The sequence below is a fragment of the Aquimarina aggregata genome (assembly GCF_001632745.1).
Lineage (GTDB): Bacteria > Bacteroidota > Bacteroidia > Flavobacteriales > Flavobacteriaceae > Aquimarina > Aquimarina aggregata.
On record NZ_LQRT01000024.1, the window covers coordinates 24,887 to 39,911 of the forward strand.

Genomic DNA, 15,025 nt, shown 5'->3' on the forward strand with positions numbered 1-15,025 from the left:
GACTTTTGTGTTTACGTGTCATTTGGCATTATCCATATTGTTTCTTCTATAACTCTCTTCGTTTTTATATATTATCTATATAAAGTAAAGTGGCCAGTAAACTCTCTTCTGTCAACATCATTAAGAACGATAGTAAACCAATAATCTCCAGACGGAAGTTCTTTTCCTTGATAAATACCAGACCATCCTTGTTGATTTCCTTTAAACTCTTTCAACATTCTACCGTATCTATCAAAAATTGTTACCTCCATATTTTCAAAGAAGAATGGGTCTCCTGCGGTTCCTGGGGGTAAAATTTGTCTAGGATACCAGAATCTTTCTTCTGAGCTTGCATTTGGATCATCTGGTCTAAAGTAATTAGGAATACGAATATTGATATACGTAAGCTCTTGAAGTGATATTACCTCACAACCATTTGCATCTATTACTCGTATTGCATAAAATCCAGTCTGTCGTATTCTAAAGACATTTCCATCAACCGCAATATTATAGTCCACTTCGTTTAATGGTGTCTCATTTGATGTTAATCCTACATATCCCACAAGGAATGTGTAGAAAGGATCTGTTGGTAATTGAACTCCTCCTGTAACATTGATCTCATATTCATTTGGATCTTGAGGGTTACCTGTCATCACTGCTACTGGTAATGTCATTGGTATGTATTCTTCAACCTCTATACGTGGTATTGGCTCAGAACATCCATCAGCATGTAACATTGTTCCTTCATACTCACCAGGTGATACCTCAAAAGTACCTGTCATATTAAAGTTACTAGGTGGGTTTGGTGTACCATTAACTCCTGTTAATGTATATACGATATCTGTAGTCACAGAATTTTCACCCAGTACAAAATCAATAAAGTATCTTGGTGCTTGTGTTACATTTCCATCTAAATCAATAACAGGACAATCTAATCTGTCTCTAAGTATTCCTTCAAGAATAACACCTGGATCTATCGTTACAGAAATATCTGTTGGACAGTCATTAGCATCTCGAATAAATATTCTTACAACTCCTGCGGCAAGGTCATCAAATGTAAATTGATCTTGTACAAAATCTGCATCATTATTGGTTAGACTAGTTCTATATGGTGGTGTACCACCTGTTATTATTATTGTTACCGAACCATCTTCATCACCAAAGCAGGTTTCTGGCGTAGGCTCGCCATCTACACCAACCATTAATGCTGTTGGTTCTGTAATCTCTATATCTCTAATCTCACTACAACCAAGTGCATCCTGAGCTATTACAGTGTACATTCCAGGAGCTAACTCATCAAAAGTATGCTCTCCTATAATTCCGTCTGATACATCATTAAGGAATGCTTCATTATTAATCGCATAAGAATATGGTGGTGTACCTCCACTTGCAACAATTCGAATGAAACCATTGTCCTCTCCAGCACAAGTTACATTTCCAACATCACTAAAATCTGGTGTAAATTCTGGTGGATTAATGATTGTAAATTGCTCTTGAGCAGAACAACTTCTATCGGTTGTTACTGTATATACATACACTGCAGGAGCTAAATCTCTAAACTCACTTGTAGATTGTACAATTGGCGTAAACGGTGTGCCATCTGCAAGGTTACCAGATACTGTACTAAGTGTAAACGTATACATTCCTGTACCTCCTATAACGCTAGCATCTATTACTCCGTTTGATCCTCCATTACAATTTACGAAGGCAAAACGATCGTCTAATGTAATTTCTATATCTGGTATTGCAATAACAGGTAATGCTCCCGATGGTCTTGATTCACACCCTGTGTTATCAATAACAAAGAATTGATATTCTCCGACTGGTAAGGTAAATATACCTGTCGTATTCCTTTGAACCTCTACCGGATTTAATCGATCTGTACCGATATCTAACACTACAAAGGTTGTTATTGTTCTACCATTAATGATTCCTGTAGCTCCATCAAATCCTCCTGTCACAGTTACATCAACCGTTGGGTTAGGGTTTCCTGTACAATCAATTAGTGAGGCATTAAAGTTCACTGTTAACTCAGCAAGTTCATTAATTATAGCTGGTGAAGTATCTGTACAACCTAATTCATCATAAGCCGTAACGGTATAATTACCAGGCGCCAAGTTTCTAAATTCATTTGAAGTTTGCAGTACACCTTCTGTACCTCCTGTTGGAGTTAAAGAATAACGTAATGGTGTATCAGTACCTGTAGCAGTTACTACAATTCTACCATCTGCCTCACCAAAACATGATACATCAAAATCTTCGACTAAGCTTATATTAACATCATCAGCTGGTGGTCGAACAGTGATGATATCATCATCTGTACATACAAAAGTACCTCCCGGATCTGTATCTGTAGCAGTAACCGTAAACGTAAACGTTGGCGGTACTGTTGGTGGTACAACTGGTGTAGCTTGCGCTATTGACAACCCTTCAAATAATCCAGTAGTATTAGTTAATCCAGTTTCAACGAGTGTATAGGTAACATCTCCTCTTGCTCCTGTAACACTAGCCTGGAAAGAAATATCTCCTCCTGGGTTACAAGATTCCTGGTCATTTCTAGGGCTTATGTCTACTTCAAAGTCAGCTGTAGGTCCTGTAATTGTAAAGCTAGCAGCTTCATCACATTCAGGAGCACCAATTTGTACAACGTTAATCGTATAATTTCCTATTCCTAATCCAGGCTCCCCTGCTCTAGGCACTACAAAACTATTAGTTGTTGCTGTAGTTGTTTCGTTAGTACCACTTGCGGCACTATCATAAATTACCGTTACAGTTCCAACTGCATCTTCAGACGTAATTGTATAAGAAACTACACCTATATATCCGCCAAGTACAGTAAAACGAGCTCTACCATCTCTATCTTCGAAACAGGTTTCTGGTGTTTCTTCTGCAGCTGTTAACTCAAAATTATCATACTCAGGTATTGTATATGTTGTCGGTATCGTACACATTGTTCCTTCATCCCTCACTACAAAATTAAATGTATCGCCTACTACATTATTTAATGTGAAATCTGCTTCAAAAATTCCTGCTGCAGGGTCTTGAGTATCTAATACAGCACCCGTGCCATCTACTCTTGTAAAAATATAGTTTCCAGAACCTCCAGTTACCGTAACAGTTACTATTTCATTGCTAGTACATGTCGCAGCCGTATCCTGGTTTGCTTCTGCCATAGTCATAATTTCAAAGACAGGAACGGGTATATTTGTTGTTCCAGAGCAGTTATTACTATCTTCTATTGTGAAAGTATAAGTGCCATTACCTACAGGAGCTGTTACTTGATGTTGTACTCCAGGAGTAACAGGATCAGAATCTACTGCAACCTCATCTACTACAGGAGATAAAGGTGCCGGTCTTGTATATGAAACTCTATAAGTTCCATCGCCTCCAGAAATATCTAATGTAATCACAGGGAATACTTCATTATTAGATGAATCACAACCATATGGTGTTACACTAGGGTTTGCCACTATAGGAGCTGGTTCTGTGATAGGAATATTTGCTGTATTAACACATTCTACAGTTACCGCTCCAGCTCCAGAACCATTCACTACAGTTGCATAAACAGTTACTTCATATACATCCACATCTAAATTATTGAATGTAGGACTAACTTGTCTAGTTCTTAAGTCTCCTGTTGCAGGGGCCGCAGTAATCTCATACTCGTAAGTCACTCCAGCCTCAAAAGGAGCTGTTAATGTTACTGTAATACTTCCTGTAGGCGGTGTATCACTATTACATGTCATGTTTGTTATACCCATTGTAGGGTCAATAACAGGTAATGTCGGCCCCTCTAGACCTACTCTTGTTCTATAAGGACAACCTGTAGCAGGATTTCTATCAATATCGGTCAAGACAATCTCGTACTCTCCAACAGCTATACCAGGAAATACTCCTGTCGCATTTGTTTGAATAGCAGGAGTCACTACAACTCCACCAGTAACAGTAAACAATTCATATCTAGGTGGTGTAGCTCCGGCTAAGGTTCCTGATGTAATACTTGTAGTAATTGTTCCATCTGCTGCCTCACAATTTGGTGCAGTAAATACAGCTTCTATTGCTAAAGGAGGTAAAATGGTTATGGTATCCTCAATAGTACAACCATTATTATCTCGAATAGTAATTCTATATGTTCCTGGGTTATCCACCATAAATTGATGACTAGCACCATCTGCTACATAAACAATTGGATTAGTAATCGGATCTGTTGGAATCAACCCATTATTTATACCATAAAATATTTCTCCATCGGCGTTTAACGCACTCGGGTCTGCACTTCCTTCAACAGTAAAAGTAAAATCTCTTGTATCACATGGATTATCTGCGAAAGTAGGTATTGGATTTGTAAAAGTTGGGCCTGGAACAACAGTAATATTAATCTCAAGTAGATGTCTACAATCATTATCATCACGAGTCCAAATATCCCATTGTAATTGATCTCCTCCAGTTCCATCACCATTAGTATCTGTATCTATTGTTAATGTGCTAGAGGTTAATGTAAACCCTGATGGCGCAACAGGAGGCGCAACACCTCTTTCAACTACAACATAAGCATAGCCATCACCTAGAGTAATTGTTCCTCCATTTTCAGTACCTCCTTGAGTTGTAACTGCTACATCAACTGTAGTTTCACACACTGCCATTGTAGGTGTTGTATTTCCTGTAGTTATTAGCGGATCAGGAACATCAACTCTAAAATCATGACGATTAGAACACCCTGGGCCATCTAATTCTCTAACTATAACGTAATATCTTCCTTCTGGGATATTAGAAATTGTAACTGGAACTGGTATTGCAGGAGTGCTAGCTGCAACAGTCGCCGTATTTGTAAATGCAGCTCCTAATGAAGTGTCTGTTAAATCATTAAAAACTTCCCATTCTAATTGAGTAACTTGATTTGCTGCATTTCCGTAATCAGTAATTGTAAATGTAAGCTCTCCATTAGTCAATGCAGGTGTCTCGTTACATGTAACATCTGTAACCTGTGGATCAAAAATAGTTGGTTCAGAAGGTGCAGGGCCAGTTCTTACTCTTTGTTGGAAAACACATGATGAACCTGTATCTATTACCTCAATTATATATTCAGTATTAAATTCTATATCACCTACAAACTGATGATTTCTTTCAGGCACTGTACCACTAGATACAGGGTTTCCATTCATAGGTCCTACTGGATGTGTAGGATTTCCAATTATACTTATATTAAAGGGACCCGTACCAGATGTAGGATCAATACTTGCATTTATAATAGCTCCTGTGGTACAGCTTCCTGTTGATGCCAAAGAAATATTTAACTCAGTTACGTTAGAGAATACCGGAAATGGTCCAAATGGGTCAGCTGGTTCACAATTATTACCATCTTCTACAAGAATGTAATAATCTCCAAAAGCCAAGTCACCAAATGTAATTGTAGTTCCAGGTTGCGTAGTTGGATTAGCGATATCGGTAGCTGCAGGCACCACTGGACTAGCAAATAGATCTTCAGCTCTAACAAGAGTATATGTATAATTTGGAGTTCCACCATCGATAACAAGTTCAATACTTCCTGGTCGAAGAGTTCCTCCAGCTAAACAACTAATAGAAGTTACGTTTCTAGATACTTCTACGATTTCGCGAGGTTCATTTACTGTTATGGTTCCAGTATAAGTACACTCTCTACCATCCCGTACAACATATTCATAAGTTCCTGCTCCAATATTTGGAAAATCTGTTGATGTTCCCGTTACTACTTGAAAATCTGCAGGTACAGGTGTAAAAGGAGTAGGTCCAAATGCAATATCATAACCCCCAGGATCAGTTCCTACAACATTAATTGTAATTGTTGTTAAATCTTCAAAACAATCTACAGCAACCGTTGTTGGCGCTGTAATCGTTGGCGGTACAGGATTCGTTATGACAGCTGTATCAGTGTCTGTACATGTTTCAGAATCGGTAACAGTGAACGTATAATTCCCTGCTGCTGTACCTATAGGCGTTGGATTGAATGTTACGGTTGTAGCAACTGTTGGTGTTCCAGGAACTGTTCCTGTTGCTGCTGTAGTCGTATTCACATATGTAATTGTATACGGTGGATATCCATCTGCAATAGTAAGTTCAATTTCAGGAACAACGGTAGGGTTTCCTGCTGCGTCACAAGTAATATCATTAATTAGCGTTGCAACTAAGGTAACTGCAGGCTCTACAGTTTCGGTAAGTGTTACAGAACAATCATTATCATCGGTAAGTATAATTTCATAGTCACCATCTTGTGTAAATGTATTTGTAGTGAAACTAGCAACTGCACCAGTAACAACTGTAGATGTCTGAACAATAGTTCCGTTTCTGGATACTGTGTATCTGTAGTCCGGAGTTCCTGTACTTCCATTACTATTTGGATTTATAGTAACAATAAAACTAATCGAATTATCATCTAAACAAACATCTGATGTATTAGCAATTACGGCTTCTAAAGGTGTTAATGGATCTATCGTTAACGTTTGTGTTGCATTACAAACACCAGTAGTATCAAAAACCGTAACCGTATAGTCAGTGCCTGCACCATTAGGTACATTGGGAATTGCATCTGTAGAATTTGCTGGTCCAAAAGTACCATTTACTGGATGTGTTAGTGTATATGTATATGTGGGTCCATTTCCTCCCATCGGGTTACTAATGGATACTTCGTTAAGGTTCGTGCCGCAATCCTGATTTACATCATTGATCGTAAATGTAATAGGCACTACAGGATTAACCGTTACCGTTATGTCATCACTACAATTCGCAGAAGCCGGAGTAAGGCTAGTATCGGTAACTTCTATGGTATATGTTCCAGGAGTCAGTGATACTGCAGGACTCTGAACAGTTACTGTAGGGGTTGTAGAACTCCCATTAGTGACCAAAGCATTAGAAGGAGACGGTCCTCTTATCTCATATTCGAAGTTAGTACTGTTTTCTATTGTAAAGGAGATCCTTCCATCATCGGCATCTTCACAAGACTCAGAACCAGCTGTAGCATCTATAATACGTATTTGAGGAATTGTGTCTTCTGTAAACACCTCATTACGAAAACATTGATTAGTTGTATTTGTTGCTGTAAATGTATAAACGGTTCCTCTTCTTAATCTAAATACTCCTGTGTTTGAATTTCCAGATACCGGTGCAGGAGTAACTGCATATGTATATACTGGACCAACTGGTTCAGCTTGAACGGTAACATTAAAAGTCTGAGTAGTACAATTAGATGCTCCAGGCACACTAAATGTAAGATCGGTAACCTCTAACAATGCAGGAATATCTACAGATTGCGGAACAGAACAATCTGGAGCTAGAGGGTCTCTAACATATACTGTAAAACCTGTTTGAGCTGTATCCACATCTATTACAACCGAAGTACCTGTAATAGCAACAAAACCAGTTGTAGGAGAAGATATAGAATATTCATAAGTTCCTGCTCCCCCGCTAAAGTTGCTAATGGTAACTTGTGCATCTTCACTGCCTGTTATACAACTTAAATCTCTTGTTCTATTGATATCAAAATCAACTGCCGTTGCTGCAGTAATATCAAATGGCGGAGTGGAAAACACTGCACAAATAGGTGCACCTGCAGGATCTGTAGTGTTATTATGAGTTACTCTTATTACATAATCGGTACCTACTGGTACATTGGCAATATTAACTGTTGGATCTGGAGACGTCGCTGTTTGTACTGTAGTTAATACTGTTGGTGGAGTAGTACTTGAGTCTATAGTTACTACCTCATATGTGAAACTCCTACCTGCTATATCAGATGCGGGTGTTAGTGTCACTGCTACACTTCCTGGATCTGTTGGACAAACAGGACTAGCCGGTACTACAGATTGAATCTCTATAGGTACATATGCTTCTATTCCTGTAATATCAGCACTAATAATACAATTTAAAGCTGTACTAGTATCATTTACTCTAAATGTAAATACATCTGTAGGTACAGCCGTTGTAGGTAATATAAATCTAAATCGATCTTGAGGATCGCCTGCCAAAGGTGAATTAAACACCCCTGAAGAATCAGCAAACTCATAAGGCCCTCCTGTTCCTGCCGTAACAACAACTTCGACTATAGCTCCTGAATCACAAGTAGCAGGAGCAATAAGGTCTACTCTCGCTGTAAAATCTGGAGCCTCAGGAACAATGACATTTGTAAATTCTCGAATACATTCTGGATCAGGGTTACGATTAGATACAGCCTGTATGGTGTATGTACCAGGTCTTAAATCTCCAAAAGTAAAATCGCCGTTTGTAGCTTCAGAATTACCCGTTACTATGTTTATATTATCAGGGCCCCCTTGAATACTATATTCATACAATGGTATTCCGCCAGTTATTTCTACTCTTATCGAACCAAGGCCGTTTAAATTGTCATTATTCGTACACTCTGGTCCTGTTATTGTAATATCAAAATTTGGATCAAACGATCGTAAAGTTCCATCGATTTCATAAACACAATTAGGAAAAGAACTATCTACAGCGTATACAGTAAATACATATGGGTTTACTTGAAAAGGTATAATAAAACGACCGTCAGTATTAGTCGATGCCAATACTTGAGCGATAGTTGGTTCTGGATCTGTAGCTAAACGAATTACAAATCTATACGTATCACCTGGAGGTATGTTGTTTACTTGTACAAGTCCATCATTCGAACATTCCATATCGATTGTATCGACTTCTGGCTGGTAATCATTTTTATTGATATCAAAATAGAATATTCTTGTACATCCACCAACAATTTCTAGAACCAATCTATATTCTCCTGCATCAGAGAACTCATAAGTAATTGGTTTTGCATCGGCTGAAGGTAATGAAGTCCAATTTGCATTAGCTTCACAACCTCCTGTAATTGCTGGGCAATTATCATCTCTATCTCTACATGCATCATTCGTTAATTCTTGCCATGTAATACTTACTAGGTTATCTGGGTTACGCTCAGAATCAACCGTATATGTTTCATCACCACATAGAGTAATTTTGGCTAAAGGTTGACCGCAACCACCGTTAGTACTATCAAAATAATCTATAAAGTCTTCTGTAACCGCATCATTTTGTAATGGGTGTGCTATAACGCTGAAGTCTGTTACTTCTATCTCTTCTGTTAACGTCATACAAGTACCATCTGCTGGGTTTGTGTCTTCTTTAATGACAGTGTATGTTCCCGCAAGAGTTGCTGGAGGTATAACATTTGGTACGATAACTGAAGGTATTGCAGTTACTGCAGAAAAACCATTAGGTCCTGACCATGTATAACGATCATATCCCGCTCCTGCTGTCAATATTAATTCATCACCACAGGTACTAGCATTTTGTTCACAAGCAGGAACATTAGCCAAGAAATTAGTAGCCAAACCGTCAATAACGCCACAAGGTTCTATAACAGAACTACTACTTGGCGTCTCTCTTGGTGTGGGTTCATCAGAAAGAATTCCTGTAAAACGACCAATTGCCAAGTTATTTATTTCATTAGAACATGCATCTCTTAAAGAAGCACAATCGGATACTAATTGGACTGTAAAATCTATTTGTAGCTCACCCGTACCTGGACCTGCAATACCTGTATGAGTCAATAAATCAGGTGGTACTTGAAACACTATAGTTTGTTCACCTCCCCCACCAATTGTAACTTCATAAGTAATACTCGGAATACTAACCAAGTTTCCTGTTAAGGTAGCAGGATTAGCGGGATCTATAATAATACCATCTATATTTTGTAAATCTACATTTGCTGGTAACCGATCAGTTACCACTACATTGTCCTTATAATCCTCGTTACCGGTATTTTCTAAACGTAAACGATATGTTAAAAAATCACCTAATTCTACAGATTGACCATTAATAACTGTACCCAAATCTCCTGGGTCATATACCTCTTTTAATAGTCTCAACTCCGGTACTATTTCTTCTACCGAAAACAAAGTCATAAAGGCCTGATATGTATCTTGTGTAGTTCGTAATCTAAAAACAGTTTCTGTTTGACTATTACCAAGTAAATCTTTGGCTGCATTTCCTAATGTCCAAAAATCCGTATCAAAACCAAGAGTATTTGTGGACGCAGGAAGTCTGGTTGTAGTGATATTATCTTCGACTGAAATAGAACTATTAAAAAAATTGGTAACTCCATTGACTCCATTAAATAAATCAGTAAAATCAGTATTATCATATGGTCCAGGTGTAGCCAATCTAGCAGGGTCTATAATTCCCAATCTATCACCAGAAATTCCTAAATCACCTTCTAGAGAAGCTAATCCAAATTTTACATTAACAGGAAGGTTAGGAGGTAAGGTTTGAAAACCAGAAATAGGTATGTCAACACCTGTTGTATTGGTACCTTGAATCTCTCTAAATCCATCAAAAACAGTCATAAATCTATTATCCTCTGCCGGGCTTGGGTCATTATAAATTACAACCAGCGTCCATCCTCCAGCAGCACCAGAGACACCTGAAGTTTCCCCCAAAGTAGCTTTCATATTAGCAACTGTATAGGTACCATAGCCATTCGCCTGTACTATCGCAGTTACATCTGCATAACACGTATATGGAACATTATCTGTTGCTGATGTACCCGGATTAGATAAAGTACCCGCATAACCATCATAAATTACACCACTATGTGTTTCTGTTGCTACGCCATTTACATCTACAAATGCTGTCCCTATTTGTGGTTGTATTGGAGTATATGCTATTGCTCCTGGTGCTCCAAAACCAAATAATATATCCTTATAATCAGCAGTACCATTAATTCTGCCATCGTTTGTGGGCAAACCAGTAAATATTTCATTACCTGTAGTAGACATGGTCGCGTTCATTACATTGGGTTCAGAATTAATAACGTCGATAAGGTTATCCCCAAAAATATCATTGTCACCAATCGTTGCAGAAGGGATAGTTATCGTAGGTCCATTACCTGTTGCACGCTGTAAAAAACCATTATCATTAACGATAATAACCCCTATTGCTCCAGCATTTTGAGCATTGATTACTTTCTCTCTATCTGTACAGCCACCTCCAGTTTCAATTACCACAATATTACCTGCTAAAGCACCTGCGTTTGTTATACCACAGCCGTTTCTCGGTGCAGCAACAACAAGGTTAGATGATGCAGGGCTTAATCTAATACTAGAATTATCATTAGAAAACTCTGTTACTCTTAAGGCATAAATATTTGCTTCCCTTGTATTATTGATAGTTAATACCGTATTAGAATTACTTTCAGCATCAGCAGTAGAAATTTGATCTTCAGTATAGGTTGTCGGAAAACCTTCTCTTGCCATATAATAGTTTGCTGTCCAATATAATCCTGCATATCTAATTGTGGCACAATTTTCAGCACTAGGGTTTATAAGATCCGCACTACTCGAACTAAATGTTGTGTTATCCCCATCGATATCTATATAAGCCGTTTCTAAACCAGCACCACCATTACTTGCGTTTCCATTATATGGACCATTAGGGCCTAATGTTGGGCTTGTTGGGTTGTTTATTAAACCTAATATAGTATTACCAGTAACCAGTATATCTCCTCTGGTACTAATATTTTGTCTAGGCCTAAAATCTTGCTGAGCAAACACCCCTATAGTAGTCAAGAACAATAATACTACTAATTTTAGGCGCTTGTAGTTTTCTTTTTTCATAATGGGGGGTACAACGTTCTCTTTAGGTTTCATCTCCATCTATCTTTTGGGGTTACTGTATCTTTAATATATATAAATCACCATCATACGAATTGTTTACGTTAGAGAATAAGCTCTGTTTCGCATCATCAAGATTATCAAATCTTTTTAGGTAAACATATATATAATTATCTTTTGGATTTCTGAAAAATTGAGGTTCTAAGCCTTGCGATTTTAATTTAGCCATTCCTCTTTCAAAATAGTTTTCTCTCTTAAAAATGTTAGTAATTAAGTAGTATCCGTTCTCTATATTATGGCCTCCAATAAATGAAAGGCTTTCGCTTAATACAGTGTCGTCTTTAACTGTATCGGTAATTAATTTGGTTTCTTGTAATAATCGTTTAAAAGATGCCATTCTACTCTTAGCGATATGTAATATCCACATATCTCCATAGTATCTATTGTCAATATTACTCAAGTACTTCCTTGCTGCTTCATCTTTGTCTTGATAACTCTCAATAGCAACGTACTGGAAGTTGTTTTCAGGGTTTAGAATTATCTGCGAATTATTAAATCCTAAATCCTTCAATGTACTTGTGAATTTATTAGCATACTCGCCACCTTTAAACACGTTACCTATTAAATAATATCCTTCTGGATATCCTGGGATATATTTAGTAGCAAACTGTGCTTCTGGTCTTGTAGCATCAGCAAATTTTACAAATCTATTATTTGCAGACAATCGCTTAGAACTTGATGGATTTGCTTCTGCTTCTTTAGCATCGTCATCCATATTTACAAGAGATTCTAATAATTTATTAAATCCTCGTTTATCCACATTTAGACTAGTCGTTAATAATGAATCTCTACGAGCAAATATTTTATTCGTGATTCGACTATTATTATCTAACTCCTTCTTTATTTCATCTAAACCTTCTTCATTTTCTTCTGGTACATTTGCTGCTGCTGCTAATCGTGCAGCTTCTGCCTCTGCAGCTAATCTTTGCTCTTCTGCCAATCGTGCAGCTTCTGCTTCTGCAGCTAATCTTTGCTCTTCTGCCAATCGTGCAGCTTCTGCTTCTGCAGCTAATCTCTGCTCCTCGGCTAATCGTGCAGCTTCTGCCTCTGCAGCTAATCTTTGCTCTTCTGCCAATCGTGCAGCTTCTGCTTCTGCAGCTAATCTCTGCTCCTCAGCTAATCGTGCAGCTTCTGCCTCTGCAGCTAATCTCTGCTCCTCAGCTAATCTCTGCTCCTCAGCTAATCGTGCAGCTTCTGCCTCTGCAGCTAATCTCTGCTCCTCAGCTAATCGTGCAGCTTCTGCCTCTTCCGCCAATCTCTGCTCCTCAGCTAATCGTGCAGCTTCTGCCTCTGCAGCTAATCTTTGCTCTTCTGCCAATCGTGCAGCTTCTGCTTCTGCAGCTAATCTCTGCTCCTCGGCTAATCGTGCAGCTTCTGCCTCTGCAGCTAATCTCTGCTCTTCTGCCAATCGTGCAGCTTCTGCCTCTTCCGCCAATCTCTGCTCCTCAGCTAATCGTGCAGCTTCTGCCTCTGCAGCTAATCTCTGTTCCTCGGCCAATCGTGCAGCTTCTGCTTCCGCAGCTAATCTCTGCTCCTCAGCCAATCGTGCAGCTTCTGCAGCTAATCTCTGCTCCTCGGCTAATCGTGCGGCTTCTGCCTCTGCAGCTTGTTTATCTTCTTGTTCATTTTCAACACGTTCAATTTCTCTTTGTGCTGCCAAACGTTCCTCTTCAACCTTTTGTTCTGCTTCAACACGTTCGATTTCTCTTTGTGCGGCTAAACGTTCCTCTTCTGCTTTTTGCTCTGCTTCAACACGTTCGATTTCTCTTTGTGCGGCTAAACGTTCCTCTTCTGCCTTCTGCTCTGCTTCAACACGTTCTACTTCTCTTTGTGCAGCTAAACGTTCCTCTTCTGCTTTCTGCTCTGCTTCAACACGTTCTACTTCTCTTTGTGCAGCCAGACGTTCCTCTTCTGCTTTTTGCTCTGCGTCTTCTCTTTCGATTTCTCTTTGAGCAGCTAATCTATCTTCCTCTGCTTGCTGTTTAGCAGCCTCTGCTTCTCTTTCAGCTTCTTCTGCGGCAATCCTTGTTTCTTCAGTTTCTTGAGTAGATACTTCTCGCTCCACTTCTCTTTGCGAAGCTAAACGTTCCTCTTCTGCTTTTTGCTCTGCTTCTTCTCTTTCGATTTCTCTTTGAGCAGCTAATCTATCTTCTTCTGCTTGCTTATTAAGTAGTTTTACTTCTTCTTCACGTTGTAACTCTAACTGTCTTGCCGCTTCTGCTTCTTTTTCTTTGGCTTCTGCAATAGATCGTTCAAGTTCGCTCATTGCTCTTTGTTCTTGACTTTCAGCATCACCACGTTGTTCTTGAAGTTCTCTTATAATTCTATTCTGTTCTAATATTTCTCTTTTTAATCTTCTGATTTCAGAATCTCTTTCTTCATATGCTTTCTGAGATGATGTCTTTCTTCCTGATTTTCTTGAAGATCTTCTGTCTGATTCAAAATTATAGGCCAAACCAAACTCGTGCGTAGCACCAAATTCCGCTATAACTGCTTCTCCTCCTATTCCAGGTTCTACAGTATATCCTATTGATACATTTTTAGTAATATTTGCTCCTATACCTATTGCGGCGCCATAAAAACTATTATAACCCACTTGTCCCCATCCATATTGCGGTAATTCAAAAATCACGTTACCTCCGTATCTAAGTGCTTCTTCTCCTGGCTTAGAGGCATATACCATCCCACGGATTTCGTTATCTGCTCTCCAATCTAGATTTGTTGTATACATTACATGACCCGATAATATCATATTATCGGTGATCAATTCACTAGAAGAAACATTATACGCTACAAGGTTTCCTGCAGACACACCTACATCAAAATTTTCCCAATTAAAATTTACTCCAGGGTGAAGAAGGAAAACTGAACTATTCTGAAAATTATTTACAATATCATCATCTGCTTGTGCTTGATCTAAATTACTCTTAAGTCCACTTTGAGAATAGTTTAAATTCATCCCAAACGTAAAATTCATATCTCTATTCAGTTCAATATTATACGCATAGTTTAACGCTGCGCCAAAAAATCTGAATATGCCGACATTTTGCTGAAATAAACCTACTCCAACCCCTGTTTTTTCTTCGAATCTTGCCGAATAATTCATAAAATAAGTTTGTGAATTATCGCTGAAACTAGCTCTAGGGTTCCTGTTATAAATATTGATTGAATTTTTGTTTTCTCTTACTAAAGAAAAGGTAGGGTTAAACACGAAACGATTATACTTAATTGAATTGTGTAGAGGAATATCCGAAGGTAAAACTCCGCTAATCGGGGTCTCATCCTCTTGACCCATAATTATATTACAGGAAACTAAACATATGGCAATAAAAAGTATTCTTTTAATCATA

2 protein-coding genes are annotated in these 15,025 nt (G+C 38.4%); both read right to left on the bottom strand.

Annotated features, from left to right (window positions below):
* Positions 1 to 71: 71 nt before the first annotated feature.
* Positions 72 to 11,651 carry a T9SS type B sorting domain-containing protein gene (locus tag AWE51_RS15440; RefSeq protein ID WP_066315078.1) on the bottom strand — a complete coding sequence of 3,860 codons (11,580 nt, stop codon included), beginning with the start codon at positions 11,649 to 11,651 and terminating at the stop codon, positions 72 to 74.
* 19 nt (positions 11,652 to 11,670) lie between these two features.
* Positions 11,671 to 15,024, bottom strand: a complete 3,354-nt coding sequence (locus tag AWE51_RS15445; protein WP_082832471.1) for a PorP/SprF family type IX secretion system membrane protein — start codon at positions 15,022 to 15,024, stop codon at positions 11,671 to 11,673.
* Between the last annotated feature and the right edge of the window lies 1 nt (position 15,025).

Excerpts from the sequence above, each read along its gene's own strand:
- AWE51_RS15440 (WP_066315078.1), bottom strand. The coding sequence starts at position 11,651 with ATGAAACCTAAAGAGAACGTTGTACCCCCCATTATGAAAAAAGAAAAC.
- AWE51_RS15445 (WP_082832471.1), bottom strand. The coding sequence starts at position 15,024 with ATGATTAAAAGAATACTTTTTATTGCCATATGTTTAGTTTCCTGTAAT.